This is a genomic window from Angustibacter aerolatus (assembly GCF_054776675.1).
Genome location: NZ_BAAHBM010000003.1, coordinates 15,839 through 31,084 on the forward strand (window position 1 = coordinate 15,839; position 15,246 = coordinate 31,084).

At 71.1% G+C, this 15,246-nt stretch carries 18 protein-coding genes and 1 tRNA gene; 8 read left to right on the top strand and 11 right to left on the bottom strand.

Going from position 1 to position 15,246, the window contains the following annotated elements; genetic code table 11:
* Nucleotides 1-1,155: an MFS transporter gene (locus tag ACYVI6_RS01370; protein WP_460444652.1), complete on the bottom strand. Its 1,155-nt coding sequence runs from the start codon at nucleotides 1,153-1,155 to the stop codon at nucleotides 1-3.
* Between the two features lie 267 nt (nucleotides 1,156-1,422).
* On the opposite strand from ACYVI6_RS01370, the gene ACYVI6_RS01375 reads away from it, so the two are divergent.
* From ACYVI6_RS01375 to ACYVI6_RS01400, 6 genes are all read left to right on the top strand, one after another.
* Entirely contained in the window at nucleotides 1,423-2,034 is a 612-nt protein-coding gene (locus ACYVI6_RS01375) for a calcium-binding protein (RefSeq protein WP_460444653.1), read from the top strand.
* Nucleotides 2,035-2,075: 41 nt separating this feature from the next.
* Nucleotides 2,076-2,327, top strand: coding sequence for a hypothetical protein (locus ACYVI6_RS01380; RefSeq protein WP_460444654.1), 252 nt, complete (start codon nucleotides 2,076-2,078; stop codon nucleotides 2,325-2,327).
* A gap of 86 nt (nucleotides 2,328-2,413) precedes the next feature.
* Nucleotides 2,414-2,686, top strand: coding sequence for a hypothetical protein (locus tag ACYVI6_RS01385; protein ID WP_284289310.1), 273 nt, complete (start codon nucleotides 2,414-2,416; stop codon nucleotides 2,684-2,686).
* Nucleotides 2,687-2,816: 130 nt separating this feature from the next.
* Nucleotides 2,817-3,089 (top strand): hypothetical protein, encoded by a 273-nt coding sequence (locus tag ACYVI6_RS01390; protein WP_460444655.1) that lies wholly within the window; start codon nucleotides 2,817-2,819, stop codon nucleotides 3,087-3,089.
* Between the two features lie 71 nt (nucleotides 3,090-3,160).
* Nucleotides 3,161-3,379, top strand: a complete 219-nt coding sequence (locus ACYVI6_RS01395) for a hypothetical protein (protein ID WP_460444656.1) — start codon at nucleotides 3,161-3,163, stop codon at nucleotides 3,377-3,379.
* Between the two features lie 72 nt (nucleotides 3,380-3,451).
* Nucleotides 3,452-3,527 (top strand) — tRNA-Lys (locus ACYVI6_RS01400).
* Nucleotides 3,528-3,616: 89 nt separating this feature from the next.
* Here the strand turns inward: ACYVI6_RS01400 and ACYVI6_RS01405 are convergent.
* The 8 genes from ACYVI6_RS01405 to ACYVI6_RS01440 all read right to left on the bottom strand — a co-directional run bounded on the left by ACYVI6_RS01405 (nucleotide 3,617) and on the right by ACYVI6_RS01440 (nucleotide 11,326).
* A complete protein-coding gene (locus tag ACYVI6_RS01405) occupies nucleotides 3,617-4,777 on the bottom strand; it encodes a tyrosine-type recombinase/integrase (protein ID WP_460444657.1) in 1,161 nt (386 codons plus the stop codon).
* Nucleotides 4,774-4,974: a helix-turn-helix domain-containing protein gene (locus ACYVI6_RS01410; protein WP_284289305.1), complete on the bottom strand. Its 201-nt coding sequence runs from the start codon at nucleotides 4,972-4,974 to the stop codon at nucleotides 4,774-4,776. Before ACYVI6_RS01410 ends, ACYVI6_RS01405 begins: the two co-directional genes overlap by 4 nt.
* A 20-nt stretch (nucleotides 4,975-4,994) precedes the next feature.
* Nucleotides 4,995-6,542 carry a replication initiator gene (locus tag ACYVI6_RS01415; protein WP_460444658.1) on the bottom strand — a complete coding sequence of 516 codons (1,548 nt, stop codon included), beginning with the start codon at nucleotides 6,540-6,542 and terminating at the stop codon, nucleotides 4,995-4,997.
* A gap of 262 nt (nucleotides 6,543-6,804) precedes the next feature.
* Entirely contained in the window at nucleotides 6,805-8,298 is a 1,494-nt protein-coding gene (locus tag ACYVI6_RS01420) for a D-alanyl-D-alanine carboxypeptidase family protein (RefSeq protein ID WP_460444659.1), read from the bottom strand.
* Nucleotides 8,299-8,414: 116 nt separating this feature from the next.
* Nucleotides 8,415-10,013 carry an FtsK/SpoIIIE domain-containing protein gene (locus ACYVI6_RS01425; protein ID WP_460444660.1) on the bottom strand — a complete coding sequence of 533 codons (1,599 nt, stop codon included), beginning with the start codon at nucleotides 10,011-10,013 and terminating at the stop codon, nucleotides 8,415-8,417.
* Between the two features lie 272 nt (nucleotides 10,014-10,285).
* Nucleotides 10,286-10,612, bottom strand: coding sequence for a hypothetical protein (locus tag ACYVI6_RS01430; RefSeq protein ID WP_460444661.1), 327 nt, complete (start codon nucleotides 10,610-10,612; stop codon nucleotides 10,286-10,288).
* 79 nt (nucleotides 10,613-10,691) lie between these two features.
* A complete protein-coding gene (locus ACYVI6_RS01435; RefSeq protein WP_460444662.1) occupies nucleotides 10,692-10,880 on the bottom strand; it encodes a hypothetical protein in 189 nt (62 codons plus the stop codon).
* Between the two features lie 32 nt (nucleotides 10,881-10,912).
* Nucleotides 10,913-11,326 carry a hypothetical protein gene (locus tag ACYVI6_RS01440; RefSeq protein WP_460444663.1) on the bottom strand — a complete coding sequence of 138 codons (414 nt, stop codon included), beginning with the start codon at nucleotides 11,324-11,326 and terminating at the stop codon, nucleotides 10,913-10,915.
* Between the two features lie 147 nt (nucleotides 11,327-11,473).
* On the opposite strand from ACYVI6_RS01440, the gene ACYVI6_RS01445 reads away from it, so the two are divergent.
* Nucleotides 11,474-12,223, top strand: coding sequence for an XRE family transcriptional regulator (locus ACYVI6_RS01445; protein ID WP_460444664.1), 750 nt, complete (start codon nucleotides 11,474-11,476; stop codon nucleotides 12,221-12,223).
* 9 nt (nucleotides 12,224-12,232) lie between these two features.
* Nucleotides 12,233-12,700 carry an NUDIX domain-containing protein gene (locus ACYVI6_RS01450; protein WP_284289296.1) on the top strand — a complete coding sequence of 156 codons (468 nt, stop codon included), beginning with the start codon at nucleotides 12,233-12,235 and terminating at the stop codon, nucleotides 12,698-12,700.
* Between the two features lie 526 nt (nucleotides 12,701-13,226).
* Here ACYVI6_RS01450 and ACYVI6_RS01455 read toward each other — a convergent pair.
* Both ACYVI6_RS01455 and ACYVI6_RS01460 read right to left on the bottom strand, forming a co-directional pair.
* On the bottom strand, nucleotides 13,227-14,213 hold the full coding sequence (locus ACYVI6_RS01455) for an HNH endonuclease (RefSeq protein WP_460444665.1): 987 nt from the start codon (nucleotides 14,211-14,213) through the stop codon (nucleotides 13,227-13,229).
* A gap of 45 nt (nucleotides 14,214-14,258) precedes the next feature.
* Nucleotides 14,259-15,089 carry a DNA cytosine methyltransferase gene (locus ACYVI6_RS01460; RefSeq protein WP_460444724.1) on the bottom strand — a complete coding sequence of 277 codons (831 nt, stop codon included), beginning with the start codon at nucleotides 15,087-15,089 and terminating at the stop codon, nucleotides 14,259-14,261.
* Nucleotides 15,090-15,246: the final 157 nt, after the last annotated feature.

Below are 15,246 nucleotides of genomic sequence, written 5' to 3' on the forward strand. Positions count from 1 at the left end.
CTACTCGGTGCGCGTGGCGATCAGCGGTCCGCGCCGCCCGAGCGCCCAGACCACGAGGCCGACGACGGACATCGCGATGGCGACGGTGGTGACCGACGTCCAGCCGCCGTGCTGCCAGAGCAGGCTCGCGCCGGCCGACCCGATGGCGCCCGCGACGAAGTTCGCGGTGACCGCCGTGGTGTTCAGCCGGCTGCGGGCGGTGTGCGACACCGCGAACAGCCGGGTCTGGTTCAGGATGTTGAGCGACTGGATCGCGACGTCGAGCACCACGACGGCGACGATCACCAGCAGCGCCGAGCTGCCGGCGAGCGACGCGACGACGAACGCGACCAGCACGAGCACCCAGCCGACGCCGGTGGCCGGCAGCGACCAGCCGCGGTCGTGCAGCCGCCCGGTGCGTTGTGCCGCAACGGCTCCGGCGAGCCCGAACAGGCCGAAGAGCCCGATCGTGGTGGCCGAGTAGTCGAACGGGTCGTCGCTCAGCAGGAACGTCAGCGCCGTCCAGAACATGGTGAACAGGCCGAACTGGATGGCGCCGAGCACCAGCGACCAGCGCACGATCCGCTCCGAGGCGATCACCCGACCGACCGAGGCGATGAGCGCGGGGTACGCCATGCGGGTCTTCGGCGGCAGCTCGGGCAGCTTGCGGCGCAGCACCACCGCGAGCACGACGGCGCCGACGGCCGCGGCCACGTAGATCGCCCGCCAGCCCAGCAGCCCGGCGACGAGCCCGCTCAGCGTCCGCGAGACGAGGATGCCGGTGAGGATGCCGGAGGTCACCACCCCGACGACGCGGCCGCGGTGCTCCTCGGCGGCCAGGTCGCCGGCCAGCGGCGCGATGATCTGCCCCGACACCGTCGTCAGCCCGACCAGGGTGATCGCCGCCAGCAGCGTGGGGAACGTCGGCGCGACGGCGCAGGCCACCAGCGCCACGGCCGAGATCACCAGCATCAGCGGCACCAGCCGGCGACGGTCCACGACGTCGCCGAGCGGCACCAGCAGCAGGATGCCGACGGCGTACCCGAGCTGCGTCGCGGTCACCAACCACCCGACGTGGCTCACCGGGGCGTCGAGGTCGCGGCCGATCACCTCGAGCAGGGGCTGCGCCCAGTAGAGGTTGCCGACGGCCGCGCCGGCGGCGACGGCGAGCAGCACGACGAGGCCCCGGTGGATGCCGGGGCCGGTGGGATCTTCGGGTGCGGACGACGTGGCGATGACAGGTCCTCGGTCGGTGGTGGGACCCGGCGTCGGCGGCGGGCGGTGCGCGCACATCATCCCGCCGCCCACGCCCGTCCGCCGTCCGGGTGGTCGTACGACCTCGGTCGTAGCCCGTTCCGGCGGACTCCGGCCGGGATCCTCCGGTCGCGACCCCGCGGTGTCGAAGCCCTCTCCGACGCCCGATCCCCTCTGTCAGGAGCCCCCGTGGTCACCGCTCGTCGCGTGCTCGTCGCCCTCCCCCTCGCCGCCCTGTGCGCCGTCCCCGCGCTGTCGGCTGCTGCGAGTGGCCACCACCACCGCCCCACCTGCCTGGGCCGCACCGCCACCATCGTCGGCACCGCGCACGCCGACACCATCAAGGGCACCAAGGGCGCCGACGTCATCGTCACCCTCGGCGGCCGCGACCACGTCGACGGCCGCGGCGGCGCCGACCTCATCTGCTCCGGAGCCGGCGACGACACCGTCACCGGCGGCGTGGGCGACGACCGGATCGATGCCGGCACCGGCGACGACACCGTGCGGGGCGGTGCCGACGACGACCACGTCTCGGGTGGCGCGGGCGACGACCACGTCGGCGGCGGCGCAGGCGACGACGTCGTCCGCGGCGGCACCGGCGACGACACCGTCTCCGGCGACGACGGCGACGACGACGTCCGTGGCGGGCGCGGGCGCGACCACGCGAAGGGCGGCCGCGGCCACGACCGCGTCGACGGCCACGGCGACCACGCCTCGACCGGCACGACCGCCGGCGACGACGACGACCAGGGTGACGACGACCAGGGCGACGACCACGGTGGGCACGGCTCGGACGACTGAGCCCGTCGACGTCCGGGGCGGGCCGGGGTCACGCTGCCCGGGTGACGGACCGCCCGGTCGACCTCGCCGACCGCCTGCTGCGCGCCGCCGTCGCCGACGAGCAGGTGGCACACCGGCTCGCCCCGCACGACGACGTCGAGGCCGTCCGCGCGCAGGTGCGGCGGCTCGCCCGCGAGCAGCACGTACGCATCCGCACCGGCCTGGTCGACGGCGCCCTCGTCGTCGCCCGAGCCGATGCCGCCGTCTGGCACGAGAGCGCCGAGCGGATGCGGGCGAAGCTGACCCCGGGCTGACGGCCGTGGTGCGTCGAGGGTCCGGTGCACCTAGCGTTCGCGCGGGCACCGGACCGGCCGGGGCCCACGGGCTCTGGAGCGGACGCGTGCAGCGCTACGAGAAGACCATCGGCCGTGTCCTGGCCACCGCGCTGACCGTCGCGACGGTCGCTGTCGTCGTCATCATGGTCGTCGTGGCGGTGGGCCTGTTCAGCCAGCCCGCCTCGGGCCCGGCGCGCGCCGTCCAGGTGGTGTGGTCGGTGCTGCTGCTGGCCATCGCGGTGCACAACCTCCGTGCCCTGCACCGCCGGCGCCTGACGACGTGGGCGCCGCGGGGCATGCCGCCGATGGGCGGGGGCTGGCAGGCGGTCGACCGCTGAACCCGGGTCCGCGCGGTCCGCGCGCGCGGGACGGCCGATGTCGCGGCATCGTGTCACCGCCGCGGTGCCCGCCCGGCACGATCGACCGCCCACCCGCCCGACGGTGGGCCCGACCGAGGGAGCCCCGCAGATGTCCCTGTCCTTCGCGCCCGACCCGCCGCCAGAGGGTGCCGAGCGAGAAGCCGACCGCATCATCGCGGCCGAGGCGGCCCGCCGTCGCCGCGGCCCCCGCCCCGACCCCTCGGCCGCATCGGTCGCCACCGACGAGCACGCCGCGAAGCCCGCGGCCTCGCGTCAGGCCCTGCGCCTCGCGGCAGCCACCGTCGCCGGCGCCGCCGCAGGCGTGTCTTTGTGGGCACTCGGGCACCTCGTCAGCGTCCTGCGACGCCGCACGACGGGCTGACACCGGCCTCGGCGGCGCGCTACGTTCCCGGTGACACGAGTCATCAGCAGTCAGACCCGGGGGACACGAGGATGCCAGAGCTCGCGAACGCGATCGTCAAGCTGATCGGCACGGCGGTCCTGTTCTACGTCCTGGTCCTGCTCCCCGGGGTGTTCGGTGCAGTCCCCGACATCCTGAGCACCGTGCTCGCCCTGCTCATCGCCGTCGCCGCCGTGTGGTGGATCCCCGCCCTGGTCCGCAACCGCCGCGCCCGCCGCACCGCGCAGCAGTCGCCCGCACTCACCCCATGAGGCCGTCGTCCGCACTGGCCGCTCTGGACAGCCGTCGGCCCGCGGCCGCCCTGCCGTACGCTCGGCACCGCCGGGCCTCTAGCTCAACTGGCAGAGCAGCGGACTTTTAATCCGCGGGTTGTGGGTTCGATCCCCACGGGGCCCACCACGTCCTCGCAGGTCAGGGCCATAATGCGCGGCAGCAGCAGGGCCGCCAGCACCGACGCAATGAGGCCTGAAGGACACGTGGAGGACACGTCAGCCCTCAGACCGCGTCTCGGGCGTGCTCAGCAGATCATCGAGCGAGCGCGCTGCGGCGGTCCCGGGCAGCCGCCGGCCGAGGTAGACGTCCTGCGTCATCGACACCCGGGCGTGCCCCAGCTGGTCCGCGATGACCCGCGCGGTCAGCCCACTCCCGTCAAGCAGGGTGGCGACGGTGCGGCGAGCGGTGTGCGACACGAACCACTCGTAGGCCGTGCCGGTGCGAATCCGGCGCAGGTCGCGACAGACGTTGTTGCGGTCGCGCCACCCGCCGGTGGCGTTCGGGAACACCGGACCGTCACCGGTCAGGGTCCGGCGCCGCTCAGCCAGCAGCTCGAGGCACCAGCGGGGCAGCACGAGCGTGCGGTCCGAGGAGGCCGCCTTGGTGTCCTTGCGGATGACGCCGCGACCGGTGGCCCGCACGACCGTCCACTCAACGCGGACCACGCCCGTGTCGAGGTCGACGTCCTGCCACGACAGCGCCAGCGCCTCACCGAGCCGCATGCCGGTCCCCAGCAGGAAGCGCACGAGGTCCGGCAGGTCGCGCCGCACGGCGTACTCGCTGGCATCGAGCACCGCGAGCCACCCGGCGACGTCCTGGCGGGTCAGCGTCCGCTTCTCACCCCGCGCCCGCCCACGTTCCAGCCGGCCGACGTCACGAACAGGGTTCTGCGGCAACGCATCCCGGCGCACCAGCAGACCGCAGATGCCGGACAGCACCGTGCGGCACATTTTGGCCGAGCTGAACCCGCGCTGCGCCTGCACCGTCGTCAGGAACCGGTCGAGCCGACCCGGCGTCAGCTCGTGCACCCGCCAACCACCGATCGCCGGCAGCACGTGCACCCGAAGAGCGCTGCGGTACACGTCGAGCGTGGTCGGAGAACGCGTGCCCCGCTCGACCTGCGCCTCGATCCCGGCCACCCACTGCTCGGCCGCCTCGGCAACGGTCAGCGGCTCGACGTAGCCGTCACCCGCCAGCAGCGCCCGGTCGACCGCACGCGTCGCCGCACGTCGAGCCGCGGCCTTCGAGGTCGCGGTGGCGCGGGCCCTCCGACGGCGTCCGCTGTGGTCGCGGTAGTAGACCATCGCCACGACCTGGCCCTGCTGCTCGGCGTAGAAGACCTCGCCGCGCTCACCGAGCCCGAGCCGGCCGCTCACGACGCGACGCTGGTCGACAGGGCCTCGACCCAGGCGCGAACATCCTGCGGCCGGTACCGCAGGTACTTCCCGACGCGTCGACCGTCAGGGCCGCACCCCTGGCTGCGCCACCCGTACAACGTGTTCACCGGGACGTTGAGGTACGCCGCGACCTCCTGCACCGACCACAGCGGCTCCTCGTGCACCAACTCCTGCATGCTGCTTCCTCCCCTGCTGCTCAACGGATCCGACCTGCTGCCGCGCTGTTGCGGCGCTGCTGTGCCCGCTCCTGGGCGTGCTCACGGGCGCGGGCGGCAGCGGCACGGGCCAGGGCGGCGTCGCCGTCGGTGGTCCACCCGGCGCCGACGAACGTCCAGTCCCCGACGACGAGGGTGGTCGCGGTGTCGTCGTCGTCGGCCAGGAGCTTGGCTTCCAGCTCGGCGACGTCGAGAGGGGTGCCGGTGCGGGCGGCGTCGGCGGCGATGGTGTGCCAGCGGCGGCGGGCGCGGCGCAGCCGGCCGAGGGTGACGGAGTACCTGCGGGACTTGGTGGAGAAGTGGCCGCGGAAGCCGAGCATGTGGACCCAGCGACCCATCCGCACGTACGGGGACGGGTCGGCCGGGTAGTGGATGCGCGACTCCTCGCGAGCGTGGGCGCCGAACTGCTCGACGAGCTGGCGGATGCGCTGCACGTGCAGCGTGGGCAGCTGCCCGGGTTTGGCGTCGAAGGTGTCAGCGGCGGATTTGGTGGCGTACTTGGCGATGTACCCGGCGACCTGCTCGGGGGTGAGCGGCTGGTCCGGGTCGTCGTCACGGTGCCGGACGGAGACGGGGCGGGCGTCGACCTGGGCGCCGAAGCGCAGGACGCGGCCGGGGTCGGTCTCGAACGCCGGGTCCGCCGTCAGCTGCACCGCCGCGACGGTGGTCTGGACAATCCGAGCCAGGGCGGCGGCATCGAAGCCAGCGGGGGCGGGTGCGAAGCCGGTCGCGGTCTTGGGGCCATCGAGTCGGATCAGGGCGTGGAAGTGGACGACGGCGCGGGCCTGGAACTCAGCGACCTTCGCGTACTGCACCGTGGCGACATCGCCCAACTTGGCCTCGCTGGTGCCGAGGTGGGCGGCGACGGCACGGCGCAGGGCGATCGTGAACCGGCGCCACAGCTCCGGTGCCCACCACTGCCAGATCACGTGGGAGTCGTAGTCGTAGCAGTCGACGCAGATCGGCTGCCCCACCAGCTGATCACCCTCGACGTGCGCGGCCATGCACCCGACCGGGCGGCCGTGCTCACACCGCATCGCCTTGTCCCGAGGGCGGCAGCGCTTTCCGGCGTCCCGGAGGCCGTGCACTGGACCAAACGAGGGGGCGGTGGTGGTGGCGAACACCATCGGGTTGTCACTGACCGTCTCCGGGACGCCCTTGCCGCCGACTACCCCGGCCCGGATGAGCTGGAAAGTGTCGGCGGCGTAGGTGCGCGAGCACGACGGGCAGACGGCCTCGCGCCGGTTCCCGCACCGCACGTGCAGCAGCCCCAGCGGCTCGGCGTCGCTGCTGTAGGAGCCGACGACCTCATCGGTGCTGGCGTCGATCGTGGTCGAGCGTCCCCGCAGCCGGACCGGGCGGGCGCAGTGCCCGACGCGGGCGGCGGTGTCGGCCCAGGCCCGGAACGTGCCCGAGGTGATGCGGTGCACGATCTGCCGGCCCGCGGCCTCGGAGATGCCCGACAGGTCGAGCGGGGCGTCCAGCTCGTACGGGGCGGGCGTCTGGCCGGTCGAGGTTGCCCGGGTCATGCGACGTCCTCGAGCCCGGGCAGAGCCGGCGTCTCCCCTGCTACCACGACACGTGTGAGGCCGCGGTCGCGTCCGGCCCACCACCCACCGGTCTCGGTGGCGGCGTCAGCCGAGCACGCGGCTAGGAGCGGGCACCCGGCACAGAAGGCACGCATCGCGTCGGCGTCCGTGCGGCTGACGGTGCGGGTGTCCCTCAGCCAGGGCAGGTCGAGCCGGAACGAGCACGCCGGGCGCACGTACCGGTGACCCATGACGGGGGTGCTCATGCCGTCCGCCCCGAGCTCGTCGCGCTGGTGGAGGTGGTGCCGACGTACTCCCAGTGCCAGGGCTCGGGCTTCGAGCCGCCGGGGCGCGCCCAGGCCGGGTGGACCCAGCCGTAGTGGCCGGCGTGGGTGAGCATCCAGGCGTGCGCGGTCGAGCCGGTGGTCTGGATGCCGCCGCCGAAGTCGATTGCCAGCCCCCATCCGTGGTTGCTCGTGCCGGGGGTCGCGGCCAGGTTGCCCTTGCGGGCTTTCGTGGAGACCTGCGCGGCGTAGGAGCGGTAGGAGTCGGTCACCGCCAGGTCGCGCCCACCCGAGACGGACGAGGCGCGATAGGCAGCGCTCATGGCGTCGAGGGCCCGGGCGGCGTCGCACCGCACCAGCTGCGCCGGGGCGCTTCGAGGGTGACAGAGGACGACGGCGGGGATACGGCCGTTGCGGTAGCCGCCCCAGGCACCGGCGCCGCCGGAGATGCCGTCGCTGTCGCCAGACGTCTCGTACAGCACGCAGGTCATCGGAGCGTCGACCGACTGCGTACCCACCGAGCCCACCGAGCCCACGGCGGCCGTCGTGGTGGTGGCGGTGTGCGCGGCGTAGAGGTGCTGGCGGTAGGCGCCGGTCTTGAAAGTGGTCCACGGCGTCCACGAGCGGCCAGCCTGCGACCAGACCGCGAACGCCATGCGGGCGTTGTCGTCGGGGGTGCGCCAGTTGCCGGCGGCGAGCAGACCGGCGTGCACGGTGTTGATCTGCCACATGCCGTAGTCGGTCGAGCCGTTGGCGTTCCGGTTGATCGCGTCCGACCGCCACGAGGACTCAGCGCCCGCGACGGCCACGGCGATGTCGAGGTCACCACCGGTGAACCCGGCCCGGGCGGCAGCGGCGCGGGCGATGGACGGGCCACGACCAGCCGAGGCGTAGGCGCTGGTGTCCGCGACGGTGCGGTTCGGGTTGTCGGCGTGGCAGGGGTTGGCGCACTGCTGGGTCAATACCTCAAGCGCGGCCTGCTGGGCGACGACGGCGCGGGTCTGCTTGGCGCGGACGTCGGCCGGGACCGGCTTACCGCGGGAGGTGGCGTGCAGCGTCTTCACGTACTGAGAGGCGGCATCCCACGCGCCGAGCATCGCGGCGCCGATCGCCTCGTTCGACGGCGGCTTGGAGGACAGGCGGGACAGGGCGGTGCCCTGGACGGAGGCGACGGAGGCGGGCAGGTCGGCCATGACCTGTTGCGCGGCCGGGTCGACCGACAGCGCCCGAGCCGGCTGCACAGCGGACGCACTCGCGGGATCGGTCGCAGCCACCGTGGTCGACCCGGGCGAGCCAGTGGAGCTGCTGCCGGGGTTGCCGTAGGTGCAGGGGATGGTCTCGGCGGCCGACCACAGGCGGTGGATGCCGAAGTCGGGCAGCCCCCAGTGCTGCACCTGGTTGATGAGCGCGAACGTGCACAGCAGCACGATCCAGAACAGGAACTTGGCGAGCTTGAGCAGCGGCTTTGTCACGAAGGTATCGGTCAGGCTGCCGCCGGGGACCAGGTTGCGGCGCAAGTGCTGCATTACCCGCGAGCCGCCACCGCCGGCCCTGCGCGCATACCGGACCCCGGAGGGGTTGAGGGTGCTCATGCTGCGTCTCCGTCCTTAACCAGCCGCACACCGGGCGCAGCCTGGTTCGACGTTGCTCTGAACTGCTTGGCGTTGCGGGAGAGGCCGTCCGCGACGCGGGCGCGGTAGTCGGCGTAGTCGGTCAGGTCCGCGCGCCAGCGCTGCAGGGGCATCCCGGGGGCCTCGATCAAGCCCATGCCGGGCGGGAAGTGGCGGGCGGCCTCGACCTGCGCCCTGGCGGCGGGGCCGTCGTGGAGCATGGTGACGGCGTCGCCGTTGTCGACCCGCAGCGTCATGCGGGTGCCGACGTTGGACCGGTCGTCGGTGTCGATCGCCTTCGCACTCATGCGCTGGGCGAGGAGGGCGACGCGCACGCCGACCTTGGCGCCCTCCTTGATCAGCCGGCCCACCGCCCGCTCGATCCGCGGAGCGATCCGGTCACCGCTCCTGCGGCCCCCGGCGTCGTCCTGCGACCTGGCGGCGGACAGGGTGCCGGGGTACTCCTCCAGCACCACCAGCAGCAGCGGCAGCGCCGGGTCGAAGACGTCGAGCTTGTCGCGGCCCTCGTCCAGCAGCCGGCGGATGCGGGCATCCATCTCGGCGACGACGCCGGCCAGGGCGTCGACGGCGTTCGTCAGGTCGGCGGTGCCGGTGGCGATCCACGCTGCGCCGGGGCCGGTCTTCCACGGGGCGAGCAGAATGCCGGACGGGTCGACCCCGCAGACCAGGACGTCGGCCCGGTAGGCGAGTGCGGACAGCAGCGTGTACGACAGCGCCGACTTCCCCGAGCGGGTCGCGCCCTGGATGCCGATGTGCCACGGGTCGAACACGTCCAGCACCACATCGGCGCCCACCCGTGCCGCACCCAGCCCAGAACCATCGGCACCAGCGGCAGGGCTGCTGTCGAGGCCGAGCTGCGCCTGCTCGGAACGGCCGAGCACCACCGGGGCGCTCGAACCCACCGGAGCGGCCTGCGCCGATGTAGATGCGGACGCGGTGCGGGAGGCCAGGATCAGGTCGGTCGAAGTCCGCACCTGCGCGAGAGGCTGGCTCCACACCATGACCAGGCGGGCACAGCCATGGTCCCCGGCCCGGTTCGTGGTCCGGGTGACGATCAGCTCTCGGCAGCCCAGCACGTCCGCCAACGTGGGTGCGGCCTCGACCAAGGCGTCGACCGGGACACCGACCCGACCCGCCTCGACCGTCGCGGTGAAGTCCCGCGCCGACTCGTTCTGCGTACCCGACCCAACCACGCTGATCCCGGTTAGACGAGGCACGACCGGGAAGCCGGCCACCTGACAGGCGAGATCCCACTGCCGGCGCAGCGCCCGCTCACGACGTACCCGACTTCCGGCCTCGACGACGGTCACCCCGGTCACCTGCTGCCGCCACCCGAACGCCGCCACCAGGCCCAGCAGCCGCAGCCCCGCCGTCACCAGAGCCGCCGTCACGATGCTGCGCGAGGCGGACCACAGGTAGAAGAACGTCACGGCGGTCAGCAACCGCACCGCCCACCGGCGCCCGTTCGCCCGCACGTCGGCGATCCGCTCAGCAGCCTCCCGGCGTCGCTCAACGAGATCACGCCACGTCGCGTCCACCTGACGCACCTGCGCCACCACCGGAACCCGAAGCCCCACCGACGCTCGACGACCGCGCGTCCGGGCGCCGTGCACCCCGCAACCACCCGGCCGACTCGTTCGACCTGCCACGCCCGTCGCCCTGCCCTGCCTCGACCACAACACGCTCACCAACTCCTCCACCCCACTGACCTGCATGACCTGGACCCCGCTGCCCCACGACACGGGGGCTGAGGCCGGGCCGGGCACAACCGATGACGGCCACGCCCGGCCCGACCCAGAACCCCTCCAGCTACCCGAGCCGCACCCGGCTACCCGGTCGCGCCGGCGCCCTTGGCCGGCTTCTTCGCCTGACTCGACTCGCCCGACCCGCTGGACGACTTGCCCTTGTGGCTGTCGCCGCCGATGAGGCCGGAGGTGTCACCACCGGAGGGGTGCGCCTCGTTGAAGGCGCTGCCCTGCTTCACGCCGTCCTCGTAGCCGTTCTTCAGGTTCGGCACCCCCGACACCAGCAGGCCGGTACCGACACCCGCGCCGTTCATCGCCAGCGCGTTCACCGCCGCCGCCGTACCCACCCCCAGCAGCGCGGCCACGATCACCAGGAACAGCCAGTACTTCGCCACGATCCGAACGATCACGACACGTCCTTTCTCACTCACTTCACGACTTGGATTGCGCAGACCTTCCGGCTGCCTCGCTTGTGCACTGCCGGGGTGATCACCTCCCCCCGTCGCGGCCGCCGCTGACCGACAGGCGGGTGATGAGGAAGGCGGCCAGCCCAATGGGCGCCAGGCCCGGCCACAGCCACACCGCGACCGCCAGCCCGGACGCCAGGAACCACACACCAGCCACCACCGCGATTAGCACGGCCGGCGCGATCACCAGCAGCAGCACCACACCCCGCATCAGCTCGACGTCCCCCGCTCAGGCAGACCAGGTCAGGCCGCTGCCTGCGACTGACCCGAGCCCGAGCTGGACGCCGAGCTGGAGCCCTTGCCCGACCGGGCACCGACCAGGGCGGTGGCCGACCAGTTCTCCACCAGGGCGCCGGTCGCGCGGATGACGCGGACCTCCACGCCCAGGCCCTCGAACTGCACCGGCTTCAGCGGCTCCACCGACGGCTCGTCCATCGCGCAGACGGCGACCATCGCGGTGGTTGACGACACACGTCCGAACGCCGTCTGCTGGTACATCACCTCGACGTTCCACAGCGGGAACCCCGTCGCCTCATCCCGCGCCTGCACGTCCGACGGACGCCGCTTGCCGTCCTTCTCCATCCACTCCTGCACGATCCCCACGACACCCGTCGCGACCATCGGCTGCTTGCTGCTGTCCACTGCGTAGCTCGGCATCAACAGTTCCTTTACGACTGCGGTCCTCTTCTAGGACCCGGTGCCATGACCCTCCCGCTTGACTTAGGGACACCATCACCCCAAGGTGGGACGACTACGGACGTCCTGCGACAGCGGAGACGTCCCTGACGTCCCTGGGGGCAGGGCATGACGAACGAACGACTTCGCGACGCGCTGAGCCGCAATGGCCTGAGCCCGCATCAGATTGGAGAGCAGCTCGGCGTCGACCCCAAGACGGTGCAGCGCTGGACCGCACAGGGCCGCCTGCCGTATCCGCGGTACCGAGCGCAGATCGCCGCGATGGTCCAGGAGTCCGAGACGTGGCTGTGGCCAGACGCCGTCTCACCTGAGCGCGCCGAGCTGGCCTCGAGGTCCGAGGTGGTCGAGGTGCACCCGCGGCGGGCCGGCATCACCGGCGAAGATTGGATGCGCCTGTTCTCCGGCGCGACCGCGTTTGTGGACGTCCTGGTCTACGCCGGGCTCTTCCTACCCGAACAAACGCCGATGCTGCTCGACATGCTCAAGCAGAAGGCTGCCAGCGGAACACGGGTTCGCTTCCTGCTCGGTCACCCGGACTGCGCGGCGGTGCAGCTACGCGGCGAGGAAGAAGGCATCGGCGGCCAGTCCGTTGCAACCAAGACGCGCAACGCGCTGCACCTGCTGCGACGCCCGCTACAGAAGGCGCCCAACGTCCACGTACGCCTGCACCGTACGACGCTGTACACCTCGATCTACCGCAGCGACGACACCATGCTGGCCAACACGCACGTGCTGGGGCTTCCCGCAGCGCAGGCCCCGGTTCTAGAACTGCGACGTTTGGCAGCCGGCGGCCTGTTTGACACCTACGCCGCCATGTACGACAGGGTGTGGGACGACGCAGAACCCGCCTGGCCGTAGGGAGACAACATGGGGCGCCGTGAGTACGTAGACGATCCGTCCGCCCCGCACCCCAACCGCATCGTCCCCGCCGCTACCGCGTTCGTTCAGGACGAGCAGGATCGCGTGCTGATGATCCAGCGCTCAGACAACGGCCTATGGGCATTACCCGGCGGCACCCAAGACCTGGGTGAAAGCATCCGGACGACCGCCGAACGTGAGGTCTTTGAAGAGACCGGCTACCGCGTCGAGGTGACCGACATCATCGGCGTCTACTCAGACCCCGGGCACGTCATCGCCTACGACGACGGTGAGGTCCGTCAGCAGTTCGCAATTAGCCTGAGGGCCGACTTGCGAGGCGGTTCGCTAGCGACTAGCGCTGAGTCAACCAGCGTGCGATGGGTACCCCTGAACGAGCTGGCAGACGCCGACGTCAGCGCGGCGACCCGCATGCGCCTCGACCATGCCCTGAGCCGTTCGACGCCCTACATCGGCTGAATCGCCCGCTCAAACTCGCACTGATGAGCAGGCGGTCGCCGGGGTCTCAGTTCGAGGGGTCGCGCGGCTTCGTCCTGAGAATGATCGCGACCGCACGGTTCATGACCTCCAAACCGTCGCGGGTCACGGTGGACCCGCCACCACTCACCGTTTCTCGACTGTCACAACTGGCAGTCCACGTCAGGCCCGCCTTGGTGGCAATAGCCTGGCCAATCTCAGGCATCGATCCAAGTCGCACACCGCATGCGCGAGCCGCCGAGTCGAAGACGGCGGAAGGCAGGCTGCTTCCTACCCCGACAGAAGCCGGCGGGATCCTCAGTTGGCGACAAAGCGCGTCCAACTGGTCCTGCTTGCTATCACCCCCGCTGGGCAGCTGGGACCCTGCCGGGCGTGCGACGTGCGCATCGTCGTGCCCCTGGCAAGTGGAACACCAGGCCGGATTCATGCCGTGCCGGCAGTCCTCATCCATCTGTACAGGCTATCGACGTGTGGCAGGCCGCAGGGGTTTTTCTCTCGCCCCATCCCTCTAATGGCGGTGCTGCATCGAGAGGCGCAGTTCAGTTGGAGTCAAGACGGGTCGATGCTGGTGCAACACGCGGTGGCAGGTCGGGCAGACCAGCGCAAGGTCTTCGAGAGCGGTAACACTCTGGCCGACCTTGTGCAGGGGCACGATATGGTGCACATCGATTACGCCCTCGACTCCATAGACCTCGGCCGAGTCCCTTCCGCACACTTCGCAGGCGAGGCGCCCAGTGCTTTTGCGGACAGCAGCCTTCTTTCTAGCCACCAATGTCCGGTCCCGCTCGTACCGGCGGTGCTGGCGGTAGAGGACTCTGCCCTCTGGGGCCTCGTACTCGTCCTCCTCGCCGGTATCAACGAGGGCATGGTCACCGGTTCCTCGTTCCCGAATCAGGGCCACGGCCACGGCGAGCTCGTCGGGTCGGTGCGCCCAGTCCTGCCAAACGCGCGCGTCGCCTGAGCCGCCGTGGCCCATTCCCTCCCCAGTGTGACTGGGGTCAATCGAGGAGAGGTTGTGTAGCTTGAGTGCGACTCCAGCCGGGTTGCGGAATCTCGGGTCGGCCCGGGTCTCGTCGCCGAAGATTCGCAAGGCGCGCAACTCGGCACTTAGGTCAGTGACGATCTGAGTGCTCGCGCTGTAGCTGATCCGTTCTCGGGTCCGCAGGTACAGGTCCAGGGCCAGCATGAGTTCGTCGGTGGTCCAGTCCGGCAAGCGGTTCGGCTTGGTGACCTCAAAGCCTAGGTGCTCGAGGCGCCTTGCGACGGTGCTGTCACCACCCGAGAACATGTCGCGGGTGAGAAGAGTTCCGTGCTGATGCAGGTGGGCGACGCCGGCGAGGGCCTTGGCGTCGTACTGCTTGCCGTCGATGAGCACAAAGAAGCCGCGGGCCGGCCTAAAGCCGTACTTATCGAGAAAGCCCTCCCGGCCACGCTGGTCGAATTCCCGCGCTGCCGCGAGGACGGCCTGCGGGTCGGTCAGGTCAGCGAGAGCCACGTCCCGAGCTTAGCAACTGGCTGCTGAGGACCGCCTGCACCCAGTTCAGGCACTCGAGGCGCCTTGCATCATGGTGTCCGTAGTCCCGGCCCCATGACCTGCCAGCATCAGAGCCTCGCGAATCCGCGCGGCAGGAGCAGGCGGAGCACTGGCGATGGCCTCGTAGATCGCCCGGCCGCGATCGGTAGCGAGCAGCAGGTCCTTGTCTCGCTCAACGTGAGCCTTCAAGACATTCCAGACAACGCCCACATTCACCCCGTTGCCGAGCTGCTTGAAGGTCGCGGCGTCTCGCTGCCCGCCGAACTCGAACTCGTCCGGCAGCCCTTGCTTGCGGACAGCAGCCTTCTTTCTAGCCACCAATGTCCGGTCCCGCTCGTACCGGCGGTGCTGGCGGTAGAGGACTCTGCCCTCTGGGGCCTCGTACTCGTCCTCCTCGCCGGTATCAACGAGGGCATGGTCACCGGTTCCTCGTTCCCGAATCAGGGCCACGGCCACGGCGAGCTCGTCGGGTCGGTGCGCCCAGTCCTGCCAAACGCGCGCGTCGCCTGAGCCGCCGTGGCCCATTCCCTCCCCAGTGTGACTGGGGTCAATCGAGGAGAGGTTGTGTAGCTTGAGTGCGACTCCAGCCGGGTTGCGGAATCTCGGGTCGGCCCGGGTCTCGTCGCCGAAGATTCGCAAGGCGCGCAACTCGGCACTTAGGTCAGTGACGATCTGAGTGCTCGCGCTGTAGCTGATCCGTTCTCGGGTCCGCAGGTACAGGTCCAGGGCCAGCATGAGTTCGTCGGTGGTCCAGTCCGGCAAGCGGTTCGGCTTGGTGACCTCAAAGCCTAGGTGCTCGAGGCGCCTTGCGACGGTGCTGTCACCACCCGAGAACATGTCGCGGGTGAGAAGAGTTCCGTGCTGATGCAGGTGGGCGACGCCGGCGAGGGCCTTGGCGTCGTACTGCTTGCCGTCGATGAGCACNAAGTAGCCGCGGGCCGGCCTAAAGCCGTACTTATCGAGAAAGCCCTCCCGGCCACGCTGGTCGAATTCC

Bases quoted from the DNA above. Each gene is read 5' to 3' on its own strand.
- ACYVI6_RS01390 (WP_460444655.1), top strand. From the start codon at position 2,817: ATGTCCCTGTCCTTCGCGCCCGACCCGCCGCCAGAGGGTGCCGAGCGA.
- ACYVI6_RS01395 (WP_460444656.1), top strand. From the start codon at position 3,161: ATGCCAGAGCTCGCGAACGCGATCGTCAAGCTGATCGGCACGGCGGTC.
- ACYVI6_RS01410 (WP_284289305.1), bottom strand. From the start codon at position 4,974: ATGCAGGAGTTGGTGCACGAGGAGCCGCTGTGGTCGGTGCAGGAGGTC.
- ACYVI6_RS01415 (WP_460444658.1), bottom strand. From the start codon at position 6,542: ATGACCCGGGCAACCTCGACCGGCCAGACGCCCGCCCCGTACGAGCTG.
- ACYVI6_RS01435 (WP_460444662.1), bottom strand. From the start codon at position 10,880: ATGCGGGGTGTGGTGCTGCTGCTGGTGATCGCGCCGGCCGTGCTAATC.
- ACYVI6_RS01440 (WP_460444663.1), bottom strand. From the start codon at position 11,326: ATGCCGAGCTACGCAGTGGACAGCAGCAAGCAGCCGATGGTCGCGACG.
- ACYVI6_RS01445 (WP_460444664.1), top strand. From the start codon at position 11,474: ATGACGAACGAACGACTTCGCGACGCGCTGAGCCGCAATGGCCTGAGC.
- ACYVI6_RS01450 (WP_284289296.1), top strand. From the start codon at position 12,233: ATGGGGCGCCGTGAGTACGTAGACGATCCGTCCGCCCCGCACCCCAAC.
- ACYVI6_RS01460 (WP_460444724.1), bottom strand. From the start codon at position 15,089: ATGTTCTCGGGTGGTGACAGCACCGTCGCAAGGCGCCTCGAGCACCTA.